Raw genomic sequence first — 19,889 nt, 5'->3', positions numbered from 1 at the left:
CCCGACGAAACAATTGAGGCAGGTTCGTTCGGGCCGTCAGCCGGCCCGGGGTTGCGACCTGCAAATTCCGTGGCTTTGAGGCGCACGGCTATCGGCCGCATGTCGGGTCGGGTATACTGAACGGTCGAACTTGTTCAATCCCGAAAGGAGCAGCTGTGATAAGGCTGTACGATACCCAAGCGCACCAGAAGCTTGACTTCGTCCCCAATCAGGAGGGCGTCATCCATATGTACGTATGCGGTCCCACCGTGTACAACTATATCCACATCGGCAACGCCCGTACGTTCATCAGCTTCGACATCATCCGCCGCTACCTCATGTGGCGCGGCTTCGACGTCACGTTCGTGCAGAACGTGACCGACGTCGACGACAAGATCATCAAGAAAGCCAACGAAGAGGGCCGAAGCGCCGCGGAGGTGGCAACGGAATACACCGATGCCTTCATCGAGGACATGCGTGCCATGGGCGTGCTCGATCCAGACGTGCGCCCGAAAGCCACCGAAGAAATCGATTCCATGATCGAGCTGGTCAGCACGCTGATCGAGCGCGGCCACGCCTACGAGGTGGAAGGCGACGTGTACTTCAGCGTCCGCTCCTTCCCGGAATACGGCAAACTGTCCCATCGCAACATCGATGAGCTCGAAGGCGGCCACCGCGAACTGCGCGCCGACGGACAGGGTCTGGAGGACCGCAAGCGCGACCCGCTGGACTTCGCCGTATGGAAGGCGGCCAAGCCCGGCGAGCCCAGCTGGCCGTCGCCTTGGGGCGAAGGCCGTCCTGGCTGGCACATCGAATGCTCGGCCATGAGCCGTAAATACCTGGGGCTGCCCCTGGACATCCACGGCGGCGGCGCCGATCTGGCCTTCCCGCACCATGAGAACGAAATCGCCCAGTCTGAAGCGGCATACGGCGTGGCCTTCTCCAACCATTGGATGCATGGCGGCATGCTCAACATCAACGGTGAGAAGATGTCCAAGAGTCTGGGCAACTTCCTGCTGCTGCGCGATATCCTGAAAACCGTGGAGCCGTCGGTGCTCCGCATGTTCATGGCGCGCGCCCATTACCGCAGCCCCTTGGACTTCAACGAGGAGCGTGTGGCCGAAGCAGCGGCATCGCTGGAGCGCATCGTCAACTTCGTGGAGCGCATGGATTGGCTCGTGTCCAACCCCGACGGCAATGCCCAGCCGCTGTCAGGCGACTACTCTTTCGAGCAGGGCATCGAGGCGGTCCGTGCGGGCTTCGTCGAGGCTATGGACGACGACTTCAATACGGCGGGCGCGCTCGGGTGCATCTTCACCTTCGTGAACGACGCCAACGCCGCCTTGGGCAACGCCACCCTTAACGCCGAGGATGCATCCCGCATCAAGGCGGTCCGCGATACGGTCGTGGACCTCATGGGCGTTTTCGGAATCTCGGTCGAGAAGGCCGCGGGTGAGGAATATCCCGCCGAGGTCATCGACCTGGCCCGCGATGTGGCGGGTTATGCAGGCTCTGACGCCGCCGAGGCGGTGGAGGCGCTGCTTGCCGCACGTGCCCAGGCCCGCAAGGAAAAGAACTGGGCTGTGGCCGACGGCGTTCGCAACGGCCTGAACGACCTGGGCTTCGTTATCGAAGATACGCCGCAGGGCGCCAAGGTCTCCTACAAGCAGTAAACGACAATTCCGGGCGCCTTCGGGCGCCTGATGGCAGAAAGAACCGTACATGGCAGATTATATCGAAGGAAAACACCCGGTCATCGAGGCGCTGCGTGCTCAGATGCCTCTGAGGTGCGTGTTGATGGCAGACAACCTGAAGCGCGACGGCCAGGTTGCTGACATCCTGCGCAAGGCGAACAAGTACAACGTGCCTGTCAAACGCGTGTCCCGCAAAGAGCTGGATGCGAAAAGCGAGCGCGGCAGCCACCAGGGCGTCATGGCCGAGGCGCTGCCGTTCAAGTACGCCAGCATGACGGACATCGTGAAGGCATCGGCCGACCATGCCAAGGAAAACAACAATGCGGCGCTGGTCATCGTGCTGGATCACATTACCGACGCGGGCAATTTGGGCGCCATTGCTCGTTCCGCGGAAGTGGTGGGCGCCAGCGGTCTCATCATCCCGAACAAGCGCAGCGCGCAGGTGACTGCGGCGACTTACAAGAGCTCGGCGGGGGCTATCAACCACCTGCCCGTGGCGCAGGTGGCCAACCTCACCGGCGCTCTGGACCGTTTGAAGAAGGCGGGGTTCTGGGTCGCCGGCGCGTCCGAACATGCCCAGCATACGGTGTGGGAAGCTCCGCTTTACGGCAAGATCGCCCTGGTTATGGGCAACGAGCAAGAAGGAATTTCCCGCCTAACGCTAGAAAGCTGTGACTTTCTGGTCAAGCTGCCCCAGGCCGGCATGGTCGGCTCCCTCAATGTGGCGCAGGCGTCCACGGCCGTCATGTACGAGTGGCTTCGCCAGGTGACGAACAACGTCGCCGAGAAGACCGAGTAGGCGTTTAACGTGGCAAAAACTCGCAAGAAGCTCCTGATAGTCGACGGGTACAACGTCCTGCGCAGCGGCGACCGTTACCGCAACATCAGCGATGCGGCTCCGAATCCCGACTACGACCATGACGCCTACAACCGTGCCCGGGAAGCTCTCATCAACGACGTGGTCATGTATGCCGGCGGCGACGCGGAGGCCATCATCGTGTTCGACGGCAACCATGAGCCTCCGGGAGACGAGGGGGAACGGGTAGCTGGCGTGCGCATCATGTTCTCGACCTTGGGCAGCAGCGCCGACAAGCTTATCGAGAAACTGAGCCGCGAAGCGCGCGAAAAGGGCATCGAGACCATGGTGGTCACGTCTGATGCCACCATTCAGAACACGGTGTTCGGTTTCGGTGTGGACCGCATGAGCGCCAACGGCTTCGGCCGGGCGGCGGAGCTCAACGACCGCGATTTCGACCTGGGCAAACAGCCGCAGGTCTCGGTCAAGAACACGGTCATGGAGCGCGTTTCCGCCGATACCGCAGCGAAACTGAAGGCCTTGCGCGATCGGCTGTAATGGATATTTTCCAACATTATCGTTATCATGGACTGCGAGAGGGGAGTGTCGCGCCAACCTGCTTTCGATGCGGACGGCAATCGATCACGTCGCGCAGCGGTAGATTGGGGACCTGCCATGAAAATTGAGATCATCGCCGTCGGCAAGCTGAAGGAGAAGTACTGGCGCGACGCTTGCGACGAGTATCTGAAGCGATTGAAGGGCTATGCGAAGGTGACCGTCCATGAGGTGCCTGACCTCGACCCGAAAAAATGCGGCGGCGACGAGAACGCCCTGAAGCAGGAGGGCAAATCCATTCTGGAGGCACTGCCCGAACGCTCTCATGTCATCTTGCTGGACATCGACGGCAAGGAATTCTCGAGCGATGGCATAGCTGCGCGCATCGACGCCATCAAGTTGGGTGGCGTGAGCGACATCACGTTCGTGGTCGGCGGATCGAACGGCGTAAGCGACAGCGTGAAATCCGCAGCCAACGAGCGCCTGTCCTTCGGAAGGATCACGCTCCCTCATAATCTGGCCAGGGTCGTGCTGCTTGAGCAGATATACCGCGCCTTCAAAATCAGCCGCGGCGAGCCTTACCACAAATAGCAGGCGCCATCCGTCCGTCGGAGCGGTGTTGCGTTCTTTGTACGGGGAATGCGCCATGTAGCCCTCTGCGTGGTGCAGTTCTGGCATGCTGAGGGCGAGATATGACGACGGACGGAGACGAAGTGCTGGTTGGAATCCTTTCTGACACCCATGGTCGGCTGCCCCAGCAGGCCTATGCCGAGCTGGCCGACTGCGACCACATCATCCACGCCGGAGACATCGGAGATTCCGGCATACTCGAGGAGCTTCGCGCCCTTGCTCCGGTGACGGCGGTTCTGGGCAACAACGACTGGTACGGGCAATACGGCTCGTCGGTGGAGCAATATGCAACGATTACGCTGGACAAGGTTCGTTTCATGGTAGCCCATATACCGCGCGACCTGCAGATGTTCATTCGCGGCGCGGCATCGCGGGCGAACACGAACGCGCTTATCGAAGGATTGCCGGCAAAAGAGCGTGCCAAGATGAAGCCGCTGAAGCTGCCTGACGGCACGACGACGGTGGCGGTTCACGGGCATACCCATATTCCGGAAATCAAACGCGGTGCCGAAGCGGCCCCCGCCGATTACATCGTGTGCCCGGGCTCGTGCACGTATCCGCGGGGCTCGAGCTACCGATGTGTAATGAAGATCCTGGTGAACGACGGGTCGGTGGAGAACATCGGCCTGATCGAGCTCACACGTTCCTAACATTCGAAAGGACCTGACATGCAGATATCCATGGCAGATGTGGAGGACCTGCTCAACGGCGATCCCCATTTCATTTTGGTGGACGTGCGCTCCCGCGAGGATTTCGCGACGGGGCACATACCGTCGGCCGGATGCATGCCCGCGGACGAGATTTGCGACTGCCTCTACGACGAGGCGCTATCCGAACGCGGTCTTGACGCCATCGCCAACCTGAAAGGCATGGAGTTTGCCGACGACGCCTCCGCCATCGTGCTGTACGGCTCGGACGGGGAGGACAGCTCCAAGGCATGCATCCATATGGAAGCCATCGGCTACGCAAACGTGTACGATGCCGGCTCCATCAACGACTGGGGTGCCGACCTGGAAGTTTCCCCCGCGCCGGAGCACCGCCATGACCATGGCGACGGCTGCGATTGCGGCTGCGGCCATCATCGCTAAACGGTTTCCGTTCGACCGGAGCTGACCGTCGGAACAACGAAAGGCTTGTTTATGAGCAGGACACGCAAGCCTGCGCCGCAGGCAATGGAGATTCGCGGCGCACGTGTGCACAATTTGAAGAACGTAGATGTCGACATCCCGCTGAACAAGCTGGTGGGTGTGGCAGGCGTATCGGGCTCAGGCAAATCGTCGCTGGCGCTTGGCGTGCTGTATGCCGAAGGGTCGCGGCGCTATCTGGAGGCGCTTTCTACCTACACGCGTCGACGCATGAGCATCGCTGCCGAGGCCGATATCGATCGGGTGGAATACGTTCCTGCCGCGCTGGCGCTTCATCAGAGGCCTGCGGTTCCCAGTGTGCGAAGCACCTTCGGCACCTCGACCGAGCTCCTCAACGTGCTGCGACTGATGTTCTCGCGGTTGGCCAGCCACCGTTGTCCGAACGGCCACATGGTGCCGCCTTCGAAAAACGTAGCCGCCGAGCTACCCATCGTTTGCCCCGAATGCGGGGAGGAGTTCTACGGCCCGGGTGCGGAGTCTCTGGCGTTCAACAGTGAAGGCGCCTGCCCGACCTGCCAAGGCACGGGCATCATGCGCACGGTGGACGAGTCGAAGCTGGTTCCCGACGAGTCCCTCACCATCGACGAGGGCGCCGTGGTTCCTTGGGGCTCGCTCATGTGGTCGCTCATGACCGATGTCGCCCGCGAGATGGGCGTGCGCACCGACGTGCCGTTTTGCGAGCTGACGCCCGAAGAGCGCGACATTGTGTTCCACGGTCCAGCCGAAAAGAAGCACATCCTGTACAAGGCGAAAAAGACCGACACCTTCGCCGAGATGGATTTCACATACTACAACGCGGTGTACACGGTGGAAAACGCGTTAAGCAAGGCCAAAGACGAGAAGGCGCTCGCCCGCGTGCAGCGGTTCTTGAGGGAGGATGTCTGTTCCGAATGCGGCGGCACGCGTCTGTCCGAAGCTTCCCGTGCGCCGCTCATCAAGGGCATCGATTTGGCCCAGGCGACGGCCATGACGCTGGAAGAGGCCTACGAATGGGTCCAGACTGTTCCGTCGTGGGTGCCAGAAGACATGCGAGACATGGCGGAAAGCATCGTGTCCCAGTTCGTACATACGGCGAAACGTCTTCTTGATTTGGGACTGGGCTATCTGTCGCTGGACCGTGCCGGGTCGACGCTCTCCACTGGCGAACGCCAACGCGTCCAGCTTGCCCGGGCAGTGCGCAACCGCACCACAGGCGTGCTCTACGTGTTGGACGAACCGTCCATCGGCCTGCATCCTTCGAACATCGACGGGCTTCTGGAGGTCGTCGACGACCTGCTGGAATACGGCAACTCCGTCGTGCTGGTCGACCACGACGTCCGCATGCTGCGTGCCGCCGACTGGATTGTGGAAATGGGCCCCGGATCGGGTGCTTCGGGAGGGCGCGTGGTGGCCGAAGGCCCCGTGGATGCTGTGGTGGCCAATCCCGCATCCCGCATCGGAGGCTTTCTGGCCGGCACCGAACAGGTCGTAGTGCGCGAGCGGGCATCCGAAGAAGAGCTGTTCGAGCACGGCATCATCCATCTGCAGACGAGCCCCATCCATACCGTGCACGGGCTGGAGCTGGATATTCCCAAGGGTCGTCTGACGGCCGTCACGGGTGTTTCGGGATCGGGCAAGACCACGCTGGTGTTGGAAAGCCTGGTGCCGGCGCTGCATGCCGCGACGGCCGGCGAGCAGCTTCCCTCCCATGTGAGGGCCGTTTCGGCAGAAGGCATAAAACGAGCGAGCCTCATAGACGCCACGCCTATCGGTGCCAATGTCCGCTCGACAGTTGCCACGTACAGCAATGTGTTGGATGACCTGCGACGGCTGTATGCGTCGCTGCCCTCTGCAAAGGCGGCGGGCCTTTCACTTAAAGACTTTTCGTACAACACAGGGTCGCTCAAATGCCCGGTCTGCGAAGGCACCGGTCAAATTTCCCTGGACGTGCAGTTCCTTCCTGACGTGGACATTCCCTGTCCCGAGTGCCGCGGCGGGCGCTACGCGAAAACGGCGTACGAACATCGCTACGTATCGTCCATTCAGGATGCGCGGTTCCCTGGCGGCATATCGCTTCCCGAACTCATGTCGCTTACCGTGGATGAGGCGCTGGCCTTCATGAGGAACGAGAAGAGGATCGCCCATAAGCTTCAGACGTTGGCTGACCTGGGTTTGGATTACCTGACGTTAGGAGAGGCGACGCCTGCGTTGTCCGGCGGCGAGGCGCAAAGGCTCAAGCTTGCGACGGAGATGGGGAAGAGCCAGCAGAGCTCGGTATTCGTATTCGACGAGCCTACCATCGGCCTGCACCCGCTCGATGTCCGCACGCTGATAGGCGTGTTCCAAAGTCTGATCGAGGCCGGAGCGACCGTAATCGTGATCGAGCACGATCTGGACATGATCGCCAATGCGGACTATGTGGTCGATATGGGCCCCGGCGGAGGAGAGGCCGGCGGACGCATCGTTGCCTGCGGAACGCCGGCGGATATCGCAGCCGACCCAGAGAGCATTACCGGACGCTACCTGTAGGGCGGGCGATTCAAGCTCGGCGGCATCGGCCAGCACATGCGAAGCGCTGCGACAGTTCAAGTGAATATGGGATGGTCCGATGGCGATTAGGCGGATTTCAGGCCGTCGCAGGAAACGGGCGCGAACAAGCAGAACAGGGCGAATGAGGCTATCAGGAATAACGCACGGGTTTTGGCCGAAGTTCTAAGGCGGATTCATTTTGTGCGTGTGGGTGCACACATCTTTTCGAAGATGTCGCCTTCAGGATGGCATGCATCCATCGAAACTGCAAAAAAGCGCCTGGAGGATACGAAATAAAGTTTTATGCTTGATATGTAATGGTATCTGCAAATATGTTTCCACTACAATACGGCAAATGATAGGACCGTATACATTTCTACATGCACAGAATGATATTTGAAAGAGGGAACTGCAGTGCCGTCTCCAAGCAGGGCCGAACTGTTGAAGAGGCTTCAGACAATCTACACTGACCAGAATGACCTTGACACGATTATCAGTGCGGGGGATTTGGATTTCGATACCTTGGCGCTCCTCGTGGTTCTCCAGAAGAGCGAGCGCAACACTGCTGGCGGCATCGCGGATCAGCTGAGTTGGACTCCTTCGAAAACAAGCCGTTGCCTCAAAAAAGCCACGGCCCGTGCGCTTATCCGCGAGAGCGTCGACTCCAAAGACTTGCGGAAATGCCATTTCAAGCTTTCGAATAAGGGGGCCAATGTCGTATTCGAGGTTTCCCGCGAGTTCGGTGCGGAAAGACTTGCTGATCTTGTGACTACGACGACCAGCCTTCGCAGGTCGGGCCATGAGGCCGAGTCGGAGATGTCCGTGTCCTTGTCGGAAACGTCCCTTCGTACCGTGCTGCTCCTGTTCGCTCATGGCGCCGCATCGGTTGGCGCCGTATCGGATATGGCGAAGCTGTCCCAGCCCCGCATCTCTATGGCTTTGAAGTCCATGCAGAATCAAAACCTTGTCGACGTCGGCACCCAGCAAGCAGATCAACGCATCCGTATGCTTCGGCTGACGCGCCATGGTTCTAAACTTGCACGTGTTATCTTGACGCGTTCCGGCTTTTCGCTGGGCTAGTTGGGCACGTCTCCGCTGACGCATCTGCCGCTTCGGCGGTTTGGGAATCTGTTTTCAATTACATTGCCATCTATTGGGGTACGGCTGCTTGATGCAGCCTCTGGTTCAGTATCGAGCCGGATGGGCACAGGTTGATGCTCCGTTTTGAGCCTGGGGTGCGATATGCGGCTTCGGCCCCCTACTAGCCGTTCGTTTGGCCGCCGACATGTTCTTCCAGCTGTCGTTTTCGCATGGGCAGCGTGTATAATACTGCCGTATTGCTCGTGTCGAACTCGACCTGTTCGGCTGACCGACAAAGGGCGCGATGCAAACCGACCGGTGCGGACGATTGCTGCCGAAAAGTCCGGTTCCATCCGTCGGTGTTCTGCATATGCCGTGCCTTGTTTGCGAAGCGAATCCGCCGAAGCTCAGCGGGCGTTTGCCCAATCCATCTTCTGCCATCCTTTTTTGTGATTGTGCAATATGCGAAGGGAAACGGCCTATGTCTTCCTCATCAGGGAATGCGCGTCAGATGTTTGTGGCGATGAACCGTTTGTTCATGTTGGTTGATTCAACATGCGGCGTGGCATCTGATCTGACGGCATCGGAATACTCCATGCTTGCGAACGTGTCCGAACATGATTCCGGACTCCCCATACGTGAAATCCAGCCGCCGTACGAATACGCCAAGAATCCGTTTTTCGACATGGAGCTTTTGGAGCAGAAAGAGCTGGTTGAACGCATTCGCGATGTGTCGGATAGACGCGGTTACGCTTTGGCGCTGTCCGAAAAAGGGAAGGAGCGGCTCTCGCTGGCTGAAGAGATGGTCGGCATATCCATGATTGAAGTCTTCCCTCTTCTTGACGAGGATTCCTTCGAACATCTGGTCGAGTTGCTACATACCCTATCTTCCAGGTGCGACAGCGGACGCTCGGTCAAATCCCTGTTTCCAGGGATACCGCTTCGTATGCTGATAGACTATCGAATGCTGTCGGAGCGCGAATGCTCGCATTACGGCATGTCGATTGCTCAGGTGGTGGTCCTGTGCACGCTCGAAAGGTTTCAGGGGATCTGTTCGGTCGGCCAGCTGGCGAACGTCCTTGCCATGCCCGAAGAGGCTGTCGAGCGGTTCTTGGATTCTCTCGAAAAGAGGGACCTGGTGCACGTGGATAGACTGTATTGTATAAACGAGCGTGGCAAACGGCGTGTCGAGGCCATAGTGGAGCAGGTAGGTGCCGTAACGAAGCATGCAATCGAGGAGCACGGGTTCGCCGAGGCGAACGATTTGCTGCTCGGTTTGGCCGAATACTGTATGTATTTGTTCGCGTAGCGGGCTGTTTCACGCTGGCCGGAGGTCCGGATGCCTGGTGCGACGATATGGGTGTTGTCAGGCTTTGGCCTTGGCGGGCGGCGATCGGGTTTCCGTATCGTTTGCGTCCCGCGCATGCGTCAGCCGAGGTTTCCTTTCAAAAGGTCTTTTGCGATGCCCATCGATTCACGAAGGATGTTGTTCGGCAGATACCAAGCCACCGAATCGGCCGAGATGCCGCATACGTTTTGCACGCCTTGGGCTTGTGCAATGCGTACGCTGCGGAACACGTGGAAGTTGTTGGTGACGATGCCTACGCGGTCGTGTTCCGCATCGAAGAAAGCTGAGCTGTTGCGGATGTTCTCCACGGTGTTGGTAGACGTGTTTTCGCGGATGATGCGCGATTCGTCGATGCCTCGTTCGATAAGGTAATCCGCCATCCCGTCGGCTTCGGTTATAGGTTCGTTGGGCCCTTGTCCCCCCGAAACGATGCATACCGTCTCGGGGTTTTCGACAAGGTAGTCGTAGGCGGCGTCCAGCCGCAGGCGCAGCACGATGCTTGGGCCGTCGGCCTTCATCTGGGCGCCCAGAACCACGATGCAATCCAGATCGGGTTCCCCGTGCTCGTCGAATCCGCTGAGCGAGCAGCCTGCAGCTACAAGGAATCCTGCGATGAGCACGACGCTGAGGCCGGCTATGGATATATGGGCGAAGCGGGGCAGGGCGTCGAATGCTCCTGCATGGACGCCCCAGCCGCAAAGAATGAGCGCGAATCCAATCGCATACCACACGGCAAAGAACATCGTGCCCGACCAGGCGGCCATGATGGTGATGCCGTATACGATGCAGACGATGCCTGCTATTGCGAGAGCGATAGCCAAAACGCTAGAGCTCGATGTCTTTGTGGCTGAACGCGCGAACACCAGAGGCGTAGTCGCCCACAATGTGGCCTTCGCCGGTCAAGCGGTACTTGTACGTGACCAGCCCTTCTAACCCTACGGGGCCGCGGGCATGGATTTTGCTCGTGGAAATGCCCACTTCGGCGCCGAAACCGTAACGGAAGCCGTCGGCGAAACGGGTCGATGCGTTGCGGTACACGCCGGCGGAGTCGACCATCTGCATGAAGCGTTCCGATACGGCATCGTCGGAGGTCAGGATGCAGTCGGTGTGGTGCGATCCAAAACGGTTGATGTGGTCGATGGCCTCTTCTACGTCTTCGACCAGTTTGACGGATAGGATGAGGTCGAGGTACTCGGTGGCAAACTCGTCTTCGCCCATTGTTTCGCAGGCGATGATGCCGGCGACTTCCTGCGTGCCGCGAACCTTCACGCCCGCATCGGCGCAGGCCTGCGCCAGCTTGGGCAGGAACTCCGATGCGATGGTGCGGTTGACCAGGATGGTCTCGACGGCGTTGCAGGCTGCGGCGTACTGGGTTTTCGCGTCGATAATCAGGGGCAGCGCCATATCTTGGTCGGCTTTGGCGTCGACGTAGATGTGGCAGATGCCATCGGCATGCCCCAGAACAGGAATCTTCGTGTTGTCCATGATGTAACGGACGAAGTCGTTGGAACCGCGGGGGATGAGCAGGTCGACATCGTGGTCGCAGGCGAGCAGTTCTCCGATTTCGTCGTGTGACTCGGCCTGGAGCAGGCAGCTTTCCGGCAGTCCGGCGGCCACTGCGTTCTCTTTGATGATGTCGAACAGGGCTCGGTTGGTGTGTGCGGTCTCCTTGCCGCCTTTGAGGATGGCGCAGTTGCCGCTTTTCAGGCACAGCGTAGAGATTTGGACGAGGGCGTCGGGGCGCGCTTCGAAGATGACGCCGATGACGCCGATGGGGCAGCTGACGCGGCGCAGCACCAGCCCTTCGTCCAGTTCGCGGGCCAGCGTGATCTTGCCAAGCGGATCGGGCAGGCCGATGAGCTGATGGATGCCGTCGATGACGTCGCGCAGTTTCGCATCGTTGAACTTGAGACGCTTAAGCACTTGCGGTGTCACGCCCATTGCTGCAGCTGCGTCCATGTCCTGGGCGTTTGCGGCGAAGATAACCTCCGCGTTGGCTTCCAGGGCTTGGGCGATGAGCTCCAGAGCGCGGTTGCGCTGCTCCACGCTTGTCGCCGCCAAAGCGGGGGAGTCGATTTTCATCTGATGGGCGTTCTCTTTCATGCTCATGGCGTCTCCGTCTACTCTGGGATGTCGGATGATGCGTTACAGGGTAGCGCATCTTTGAGGAGTGCGTATGGACGAGCAGGGCGGACGGTTCGAATAGCGTTACACGGTGCCGTCCGATGGTGGAAAACCAGGGGTTGGCAAGGTGTTTCAAACTGAATCTGATGTGGACCTGAGTTGAGCCTGAACTGGGAAAATTCTCGTTTGAAACACCGAGGAACCGTTGTATACTCACGTCATCGCGAAGCCACGGCATGGCCGCCCGTGGCACTGGGAATCCCAAACAACAAATCCGCAAAGCAATTATCGAGAGGATGCGCTCGTGCTTTCTGCACGCGTGCAGAAAGGAACTACCCATGACCTTGTATTGGCACGACAAGAAGGTCGCATTGAATATCGTCGACGACGTGTCGGCGACCCCTCATTTACAAGAGATTCTTCCCGACTATACCGTAATAGAAGCGACCTGCGCCCAGTTGAGCACGCAAGACGGCGTGAACGAAGTCGGTGCCGAGCTTCGCGAGGCCATGGGGATGGAACCCCTTGAGCTCGATGACAGGTTCCTGCGCAAGCAACGAAACCTCATGGATCGGCTCGGGATGGTGTAGGGGCCGGTCTTAGGATGCGGCGACCCCACTGCGAAGATGGAGGTGATTGCATATGAAAAGCACCCCGGATGGGGTGCGGATGCGTGACTGATGGATATCTGCGTTGTTATTAGGCCAGGCCTTCGAGCAACCCGCTGGCGGCCACGGCGGCCAGGCCTATGACGATGCAGAGCAATGCCATAGGTTTGTTTTTGGAACACACGACATGCGGAACGAGCTCGAAGAGGATGATGTAGCCCAGCATGCCGATGGTCAAGCAGATCATAAACAAGACGATTCGCTCATCGATTGCTGAGCTCAGCGTGAACATGACCAGACCGCCGACAAACGTGGAAAGCGACGCCGCAGCCAAGACCGCGATCTTTTGCGGCGTCGACTGGTCGCGGATGCCTGCGGAGACAATCATGCCCATCGGGATGTTGTGAATGCCGATGCCGATGCCCAAAAGCACCGACAGCGTGGCCGATTCGATGGACACGCTGTATACGCCCATGCCCTCGACGATGTTGTGGATGATGAGAGCGATGGCCGTCGCTAGGCCGATATGCAGGGCGCTGTCGTTATGGTCTGCCTCGTGGTGGTGATCGGGCAAAAACCGGTCGAGGACCACAAGGACGGCCACGCCGAGGGAGATACCGACGACAATCAGCGGATAGCCCAGGACAGAGGCCTCTTCCACGACTTCAGGGACAAGGTCCTCGATGAGCAGCATGGCCATGGCACCCAATGCCACGGCGATGGATACCTCCCGGATGAGCTCTTCGTTTTTGGCGAAGGCGCCGATTGCGGCGCCCGCCAATACGAATGCCCCCAATATGAATGTAACGACAAGTCCCACCTTAAGGCTCCTTTGTGCGATATTATTGCTGTGAGCACGTTATCAAATTTGAGAATGGATATCAGAAACAATTTGAGAAACATTCTCAAAACACAAGGAACCGACATGACCAACGGCATCGAGTACAAAACCAAGCAAAGGGCCGATCTGGTGGCCTTCCTGGAAACCGTAAAGGGAGAGCACCTTACGGCCAAGACTATATGCGAGCTGCTTGATAAAAGCGGTGTGCGTATGGGTTCGGCCACCGTGTACCGGCACCTTGAGCGCTTGGTCGGCGAAGGCCTTATGCTGAAATACTCGATGGGCAGCAACGGCGCGGCATGTTTCGAATATGTAGGTCCCGAAGGACAATGCTGCACCCCCCATTGTTTCCACTGCGTCTGCACGTCGTGCGGGCGGCTCATCCACGTCGAATGCGCTCATCTGGCGGAAATCAGCGGGCATATGCTGGAGTCCCATGGTTTCGCCATCGATCCCATGCGCACGGTGTTCTACGGCGTTTGCGAAGACTGCGCATCCCAAGAATAGCGAATCGGCATCATGCCGGGTTCATGTGAATCATCACATGTTTGATGTTGGGGAACCGCCGCTCCACTTCGTCATGGGCCGCATGTGCGATTGCATGTGCATCGTTAAGAGTCTTAGATCCGTCGATGGCGATTTCGGCATCCACGTAGGCTTTCGACCCGAACCTCCGGGTTGCGAGCATGTCCACGCGCACCACACCAGGCTGTGATTCGAGGCAGGTGCGCACCTCGTCGACGAATTGCTCGTCGCAGGCTTCGTCCAGCATGCCGCCGAAAGCGTCGCGAATGATCTCTGCTGCCGCATACAGCACGAACCCGCTGATGGCGATGCTTGCAACAGCATCGAATACGGGGTATCCCGCTATGGCTGCCAGGATGCCTGCCAAGGCACCGACAGACGAGAGCGCGTCGGTTCGATGGTGCCAGGCGTCGGCCATGAACGCACTCGATCCCAGCAGACGTGCGTAATGCCGTGTGTACCAGAACATGGCTTCTTTCACGCCTATGCTCACCAGGGCGGCGACGGCTGCGATGGGTTCTGGGCCGCCTGACTGTACATATGTCCCGTTGATGACTGCTTGCACGCCGGCCCAGCCGATACCGAGTCCTGTTGCGACCAGGATGGCCCCAAGCAGCAACGCGGCAACGCTTTCGAGTCGATCATGTCCGTAGGGGTGGCTATCGTCGGCCTGTTTGCGGGAAATGCGCGTGCCAATGAATGCAATGGCGGTGGCGAATACATCGGACAGGGAGTGAACGGCGTCGGAAACCATGGCGCCTGAATTGCCGATGACGCCAGCAACAAGTTTGAATAGGAACAATACGATGTTGCCGGCTATGCCGACGGTTGACATCTGGTTGATGATGGTTTTCTCGCGGGTCTCTTCCGGAGTCCGGTTCGTATTCATTAACAGGCCTTTCGTATCGGTTTGCTTGGTGCGTAATCCACGGTTGGATCTCGTGCCCCACATGCGTGCGAGCTGCGGTGCACATGTTCTGTCCCGCGGGCGCGCCAACGTGCAAACGCTCCGCTGCCGGCTGGGCCGGCCCGGCTCCATGGTATTGCCACGGCCTGTTCAGAATGGGATGGTCGAACGCTGTCCGACTATCCTGCTATTCTATAGGCCAGGCGTCGAGTTAGTCCAGGTGTGTCTTTTCTGGCTTGCGCCCATTGGGCGGCAGGGGCATATGGCACAATGTCCCTTGAACGACTCGGGAAAGGCACGTGTGTGGGCAAGCTGTTGTTTTGGATAGCTCAATGGACTTGGGGGCTGCCGCAGAATGTGGCGGGTCTTGTTTGGCTTGTCTTGAACGGAAAACGTCCACGGCGAAACTTCAAGGGTGCTGTTGTCACCTCTACGAACAACTGGCCTGGAGGCGTTTCCTTGGGCATGTTCATCTTCGCCGATGACCATGTGCTTCCCAAAGGATGGGTCGATCGCGCCGATGAACAGGCCGGCATCAACAAGCTGATTGCCCATGAGTACGGTCACTGCATCCAGTCGCTTATCTTGGGGCCCCTGTATCTGCCCACTGTGGGTCTCACATCTTTTATCTGGGCCCGTTCAGCACGCATGCAGAAACGTCGCCGCGTCCGTGGAATCGACTACTACGATTTTTGGTGCGAACGATGGGCCAATGCGTTGGGCGAACGGTTCGCCCGCTGGCGCTAACGGTGCTTTCGTCGGGGCTTCTGAGGAGATAGGATGAATCTGTCAGCACAGCTCGAAATCATGCGATAGTTAACCTAAACTAACAATTGAGATATGAGAGCCCGTTTAGGCGGGAAGTGAGGCAAGGAGCCCTCATGGATGCTATGAATGATCGTCTTATCGATATTCAGTTCAATGAAAGCGAGCTTCGGGAGGAGTTCTTCCGTCTGCGCGGACGTCTGCTTGATGTCATCGTCGAGTTCGACACCATCGACCTACGGTTGAACCCCGAGACCGAGGCGCGTTATTCCGCCCTTATCGGCGTATGGGAGCGTGGGCTTGCCAAGTGCGAAATCGACCTGCGCCGTGCCAAACGGAAATACCAGTTGGCGAAATGCGCCGCCCATCATGGGTATCAGGTTACGGAAGAGTCGTTGGACATGCAGATCGATGCGGAGCTTGGCGATTCTTCGCGATTTTTGGCTTGCGCCGCATCCCGCAACCTCAACGCTATGGACGCATGCCTGAACGCCGAACGTTACACCGAGGACATGTTGGAACGGCTCAGAGCCATGTTCCGTCATATCGTCGACGAGCTGCATCCGGATTTGAATCCGGACGTCGGTCTGCTGGAAGGGCAGCTGCTCGATGAGGCCAGAGTTGCCTACGCCCGAGGGGACATGGCCGACCTCTGCCACATTGACCGCAGCATCCACCGTGGCGGCGGTGTTCGAGCATACATCGATTCGCTTTCCATCGACGAGCTGACCATCGAGCACGAACTGCTGCATGCCTGTTTTGTGGTTCGGTCTGAAAACCTCGCCCATATGCGCAAATCCTTCCCATATATCTATCACGACTTGGTGCGAGATCCCAACTGGGTATGCACGAAGGCCAATACGTTGCGAAACCAGATAAAAGCCGTCCAGGCGCAGACGAAAGAGTACAAACGCCTGTATCAGGAGCTGAGGGGGTAATCCCGGTCCTGCTTCGCTGGCGCACGTCTCTGCAACGGATTGTGGGTGCGCTGGTCGAAATGAGGTGTCGAAGGCGACCGCAGGCATGTCGTCTGCCGTTTTCATGCCGAATGCGGCGCATGTCCGTCTAGCTATGCCATATTCTGAATGCATACAGTCTCCCGTGTGAATTGCGGTGATGCGAACGGTGCTGAAGGGCCCTCCATATGTTCCGATGCCAATCGGTCTTTACTCGCGGCGTCGCCGATTCGCCTGGATTGTGGGTGCGGCTTTCGCATTGCTTGTTCTTGAGATGATTCTGTTTTCCAAGGAATCGCCTTGGAGTTTGTTTCCCCTGTTTTCGTATCCATCGGATCTCGTGGGATGTCTTTTCGAGGTGTCATGCATCCTTATTGCTGCTTGGGGCTATTCGTTGTTTTACCGATGTTCTGACAGGTTTATCCGCCAGAGGCTCGCGATTGTGGCGCTTATGTTTCTGTTCTGGCAGTTCGTCATTATGGTGGGGCACGACATGCCCCATGTAACGCCTTCCGGGTTCTTTTGGTACCTGCATTTTGTGCCTGCGTTGTTCACTCCAGCAGTGCTTCTGATGTGCGCGCTGCGCGTGGGGACACCTGGCCGATTGCTTCCGTTGGGTTTTGCCGAGCCGATTCTCTATCTGATCACCGGCCTATGCTGTCTTCTGGTGCTTACCAACCATGCGCATCAGATGGTCTTCTCTGTCGAACCTGCTGATGGAGTGTACCAGGGAGGCCTGGGCTTGGAGCTGGGATATTGGGTGATTCTGGGGTGGGCTTCCATCATGTATGCGGCATATGTCGCCGTGCTCGCCTCGTCATCGCACAGGAAGATGCGATACTCAATCGGACTTGTCTGCATCGTGTTCGCCGTTGGCTTGACCTATGTGGTGTGCGCCGCCTTGCGTGTCGGCGGGTTGTATTCGGTCCCCCTGACGCTGGCCTACGAGCTGATGGTGGTTATCGGCGTCGAGATCTGCCTTGCGCTTGGGTTTCTCCCTTCGTTCACCCGGTATGCCGAAATGTTCAGAAGCCTCCCGGTCGACCTGGGGGTCTTTTCAAGAAGCGGTGTGCTCGGGCAATCGACGGACTCGTTCGGACCTATGGACCCCGAGGTGGTACCGCTTGCCATGGGAAACCTCCGTGGTTTGGATTCGACGGAGTTTCGGATAAATCAGAAGCCTGGCGTTCTGTACAGGGTATACCGCGTGCTCGGCGGATTCGTTCTGGCATCGGAGCGCACTTCTGGCATCGAGGCGCAGCGCGATGAGCTTGAGCGACAATACCAGGTCCTTGGACGCAATATCGAAGCGCTTGAGCGTACGAACTCCATTGCCGAACGGCTTGCGAGGCAGAAGAAGGAATATGAGCTTTTGGACGATGTGGGCAGATCTCTTGATGCAACGGTGCTCCGCATTTGTGCCTTGCTTGAAGACCTGCCGGACGACGACACCCAGGAAGGGCTTATCGAGCGCCAACGCAGGTTGTTCATATCGAAAATGCTGGTTGCATACTGCAAACGGAAAGGCGGGCTGATCATATCGGGCCAGAGCGGCGATGATTACGACCGCGAAAGAATGCGCCTGATCATCGGAGAAGTCGCCTCCGATCTCCGCACAACAGGCGTTGAATGCGAATCGATGGTGGTGACGTCCCGCTCCTTGCCGGCGCAGTCGTTTAGCACGCTTTACGACTGTCTGTACGATGCGGCGCTGCTTTCCTTGGAGCTTGACGACCCCGTCCTTATGACGTACCTCGGCGACGCTGACGAGAGTTTGGTCGAGATGCGCGTGGTTTTGGAAAGCCCGAATTTGCGCGACACCCACGACAATCCTGTTCTGGATGCGTTCCGCGAGAAACTGGCGTCCCATGGCGCCACCTGCTCGCATGACGGTGAGGAAGGCCGCATAGCGATTGCGGTTCGCGTCCCCCATGTACCGGCAACGGCCGAGGGCGGGGGTGAGGCATGGTAGGCGTGCCCCTTTTGTGCGGATTCTTCCCCAAGGTGATACTGCTGGTTTTGGCAATGGTGGCTTCAACGTTGCTCTCAGTCCACGTTTGCCTGGTGATGGTTTCGAGGACGTTTTGGTTGAGCGGTTCTTTCTCGAAAGCGTGCGAATGCGCGATGCTCTTTGCTGCCGCCCTGATGCTTCTGGCAGTAAAGGAAATCCCGACGCTGACTCCTCTTCCTTTACCTAGCGAATGGTGGACCGACGCTCCCATTGTCGCCGCCGGGCTTTACGGCCTTGTCGTTGTGGCCTTGATGCTTCTCTGTGACATGGTTCTGTTCAGAAGATGGTGGCGGTTGCCAGGCGTTTTCTCGTGCCTGGCACTGTGTCCCCCGATCTGGGGATGCATGGACGCGTTCCTTATGGAGGCTTCTGTGGTTGCGTCCGTCCTGCTTCTGCTGGCGCAAAGCATCTTCGTGATTTGGCGGGATGTGCGGTGGGTGCGCAGCAAAGTGACGCGCCTGTCTGTGGTGGAGGCGGTACGCAAGCTTCCGGAGGGCGTGCTCTGCGCTACCAAAAACGGGCAGGTTCTTCTCATGAACGATGCTATGCGCAGCTGCTTTGCCGACTTGGGCCGTCGCGCCGACCTTGCGAGCACAGTTGGCCTGAGTACATGGCTTGAGGAACGTGGCGAATCCACGGTTTCAAACGAAGACGGATCGACAGGTACCATCATACTCGGCGGATCAGGACGGGCTTGGATGTTTGTCGCGGATGAGGTCAAACTGGCGCACGGCCTGTGCGACCGGGTCATCGCCTTCGACGTTACGGGCAGCTATCAGCTTAACCTTCAGATTAAGGAAATGAACGCGCGCCTTGCCGAGACGGCGGCCTCCCTTCATGATTCCGTGGAGAACCTTCAGTTGGCAGCCGAAAACGAGGCTGTCCTGATTATGAAGTCCCGAGTGCATGATGTTATTGGGCAGCGGCTGTCGATTCTGCATCGCAGCCTTGAGGACGGCAACATATCCGATGAGACCGTTGAGCAGCTGCAGCCATTGCTGAGCGGCATTCTGGATGACCTTGCAAGCAGCGACAACGAGCCTGAGACGGATCTAAATGCCATCGTGTCGTCCTTCTCATTGGCTGGGGTCGAAGTCAATGTCGCAGGAAGCCTTCCTGACGATAAAGCCTTGGCGGCGGTTCTCGTGGATGCTCTGCGCGAAGCGGCAACCAATGCGGTGTTCCACGGCCAGGCGCACCGTGTCGATGCGAATATCGAGTGCAGAAAAGACGAGGTTCGCATGACCGTCACCAACGATGGCGAGTCGCTTGTCGGCGACTTCAGGATCGGGGGCGGTATCGGCGGCATGAGGCGAGCCGTTGGGTCTCTTGGCGGAACCGTCCAAGTGGTGCCGCGTCCCAGATTCACGGTCTTAGTGGAGATGCCCTGTACAATGGGTGCCCGAGAACGGTAGCA

The 19,889-nt window shown here is 58.5% G+C and carries 20 protein-coding genes and 1 riboswitch; of the genes, 15 read left to right on the top strand and 5 right to left on the bottom strand.

What is annotated here, in order from left to right; genetic code table 11:
- Positions 1-155 precede the first annotated feature (155 nt).
- From cysS to SHEL_RS09495, 8 genes are all read left to right on the top strand, one after another.
- Positions 156-1,652 (top strand): cysteine--tRNA ligase, encoded by a 1,497-nt coding sequence (gene cysS / locus SHEL_RS09530; protein ID WP_012799063.1) that lies wholly within the window; start codon positions 156-158, stop codon positions 1,650-1,652.
- A 49-nt stretch (positions 1,653-1,701) separates the two neighbouring features.
- A complete protein-coding gene (gene rlmB, locus SHEL_RS09525) occupies positions 1,702-2,472 on the top strand; it encodes a 23S rRNA (guanosine(2251)-2'-O)-methyltransferase RlmB (protein ID WP_012799062.1) in 771 nt (256 codons plus the stop codon).
- A 9-nt stretch (positions 2,473-2,481) separates the two neighbouring features.
- Positions 2,482-3,027: an NYN domain-containing protein gene (locus SHEL_RS09520; protein ID WP_012799061.1), complete on the top strand. Its 546-nt coding sequence runs from the start codon at positions 2,482-2,484 to the stop codon at positions 3,025-3,027.
- 117 nt (positions 3,028-3,144) lie between these two features.
- Entirely contained in the window at positions 3,145-3,615 is a 471-nt protein-coding gene (rlmH, locus tag SHEL_RS09515) for a 23S rRNA (pseudouridine(1915)-N(3))-methyltransferase RlmH (protein ID WP_012799060.1), read from the top strand.
- A gap of 101 nt (positions 3,616-3,716) precedes the next feature.
- Positions 3,717-4,304 carry a metallophosphoesterase family protein gene (locus tag SHEL_RS09510; protein WP_012799059.1) on the top strand — a complete coding sequence of 196 codons (588 nt, stop codon included), beginning with the start codon at positions 3,717-3,719 and terminating at the stop codon, positions 4,302-4,304.
- Between the two features lie 18 nt (positions 4,305-4,322).
- A complete protein-coding gene (locus SHEL_RS09505; RefSeq protein ID WP_012799058.1) occupies positions 4,323-4,742 on the top strand; it encodes a rhodanese-like domain-containing protein in 420 nt (139 codons plus the stop codon).
- A 51-nt stretch (positions 4,743-4,793) separates the two neighbouring features.
- A complete protein-coding gene (locus SHEL_RS09500; protein ID WP_012799057.1) occupies positions 4,794-7,307 on the top strand; it encodes an excinuclease ABC subunit UvrA in 2,514 nt (837 codons plus the stop codon).
- Between the two features lie 441 nt (positions 7,308-7,748).
- On the top strand, positions 7,749-8,387 hold the full coding sequence (locus SHEL_RS09495; protein ID WP_126513803.1) for a MarR family winged helix-turn-helix transcriptional regulator: 639 nt from the start codon (positions 7,749-7,751) through the stop codon (positions 8,385-8,387).
- A gap of 181 nt (positions 8,388-8,568) precedes the next feature.
- On the opposite strand, the gene SHEL_RS15115 is transcribed toward SHEL_RS09495, so the two are convergent.
- Positions 8,569-8,757, bottom strand: coding sequence for a hypothetical protein (locus SHEL_RS15115; protein ID WP_126513802.1), 189 nt, complete (start codon positions 8,755-8,757; stop codon positions 8,569-8,571).
- Positions 8,758-8,868: 111 nt separating this feature from the next.
- Here SHEL_RS15115 and SHEL_RS09490 point away from each other — a divergent pair, with 111 nt between their 5' ends.
- Positions 8,869-9,696 carry a helix-turn-helix domain-containing protein gene (locus tag SHEL_RS09490; protein ID WP_126513801.1) on the top strand — a complete coding sequence of 276 codons (828 nt, stop codon included), beginning with the start codon at positions 8,869-8,871 and terminating at the stop codon, positions 9,694-9,696.
- A gap of 119 nt (positions 9,697-9,815) precedes the next feature.
- Here the strand turns inward: SHEL_RS09490 and SHEL_RS09485 are convergent, their stop codons facing one another.
- Positions 9,816-10,556 carry a YdcF family protein gene (locus SHEL_RS09485; protein ID WP_012799054.1) on the bottom strand — a complete coding sequence of 247 codons (741 nt, stop codon included), beginning with the start codon at positions 10,554-10,556 and terminating at the stop codon, positions 9,816-9,818.
- 4 nt (positions 10,557-10,560) lie between these two features.
- Positions 10,561-11,844, bottom strand: coding sequence for a glutamate-5-semialdehyde dehydrogenase (locus SHEL_RS09480; protein WP_012799053.1), 1,284 nt, complete (start codon positions 11,842-11,844; stop codon positions 10,561-10,563).
- Between the two features lie 353 nt (positions 11,845-12,197).
- Here SHEL_RS09480 and SHEL_RS09475 point away from each other — a divergent pair, with 353 nt between their 5' ends.
- Complete coding sequence (locus SHEL_RS09475) at positions 12,198-12,449, top strand: hypothetical protein (RefSeq protein WP_012799052.1); 252 nt, start codon at positions 12,198-12,200, stop codon at positions 12,447-12,449.
- A 109-nt stretch (positions 12,450-12,558) separates the two neighbouring features.
- Here the strand turns inward: SHEL_RS09475 and SHEL_RS09470 are convergent, their stop codons facing one another.
- A complete protein-coding gene (locus SHEL_RS09470) occupies positions 12,559-13,287 on the bottom strand; it encodes a ZIP family metal transporter (RefSeq protein ID WP_012799051.1) in 729 nt (242 codons plus the stop codon).
- 105 nt (positions 13,288-13,392) lie between these two features.
- Between SHEL_RS09470 and SHEL_RS09465 the strand changes: the two genes are divergently transcribed.
- Positions 13,393-13,815 carry a Fur family transcriptional regulator gene (locus SHEL_RS09465; protein WP_012799050.1) on the top strand — a complete coding sequence of 141 codons (423 nt, stop codon included), beginning with the start codon at positions 13,393-13,395 and terminating at the stop codon, positions 13,813-13,815.
- Between the two features lie 10 nt (positions 13,816-13,825).
- Here SHEL_RS09465 and SHEL_RS09460 read toward each other — a convergent pair whose 3' ends face one another.
- On the bottom strand, positions 13,826-14,722 hold the full coding sequence (locus SHEL_RS09460; RefSeq protein ID WP_012799049.1) for a cation diffusion facilitator family transporter: 897 nt from the start codon (positions 14,720-14,722) through the stop codon (positions 13,826-13,828).
- Positions 14,723-14,808: 86 nt separating this feature from the next.
- Positions 14,809-14,904: riboswitch (NiCo riboswitch) on the bottom strand.
- 139 nt (positions 14,905-15,043) lie between these two features.
- Here SHEL_RS09460 and SHEL_RS15110 point away from each other — a divergent pair.
- The 4 genes from SHEL_RS15110 (at position 15,044) to SHEL_RS14480 (ending at position 19,887) form a co-directional block, all read left to right on the top strand.
- Complete coding sequence (locus SHEL_RS15110; protein ID WP_126513800.1) at positions 15,044-15,487, top strand: hypothetical protein; 444 nt, start codon at positions 15,044-15,046, stop codon at positions 15,485-15,487.
- Positions 15,488-15,621: 134 nt separating this feature from the next.
- On the top strand, positions 15,622-16,443 hold the full coding sequence (locus tag SHEL_RS09450) for a hypothetical protein (protein ID WP_012799047.1): 822 nt from the start codon (positions 15,622-15,624) through the stop codon (positions 16,441-16,443).
- A gap of 460 nt (positions 16,444-16,903) precedes the next feature.
- Entirely contained in the window at positions 16,904-18,433 is a 1,530-nt protein-coding gene (locus tag SHEL_RS09445; protein WP_126513799.1) for a hypothetical protein, read from the top strand.
- A gap of 47 nt (positions 18,434-18,480) precedes the next feature.
- Positions 18,481-19,887 carry a sensor histidine kinase gene (locus SHEL_RS14480; RefSeq protein ID WP_126513798.1) on the top strand — a complete coding sequence of 469 codons (1,407 nt, stop codon included), beginning with the start codon at positions 18,481-18,483 and terminating at the stop codon, positions 19,885-19,887.
- The last annotated feature ends 2 nt before the right edge of the window (positions 19,888-19,889 follow it).

The sequence above is a fragment of the Slackia heliotrinireducens DSM 20476 genome (assembly GCF_000023885.1).
Classification (GTDB): Bacteria; Actinomycetota; Coriobacteriia; order Coriobacteriales; family Eggerthellaceae; genus Slackia; species Slackia heliotrinireducens.
The sequence above is the reverse complement of the archived record's forward strand: the minus strand, read 5'-3'. Positions and strand labels throughout refer to the sequence as shown.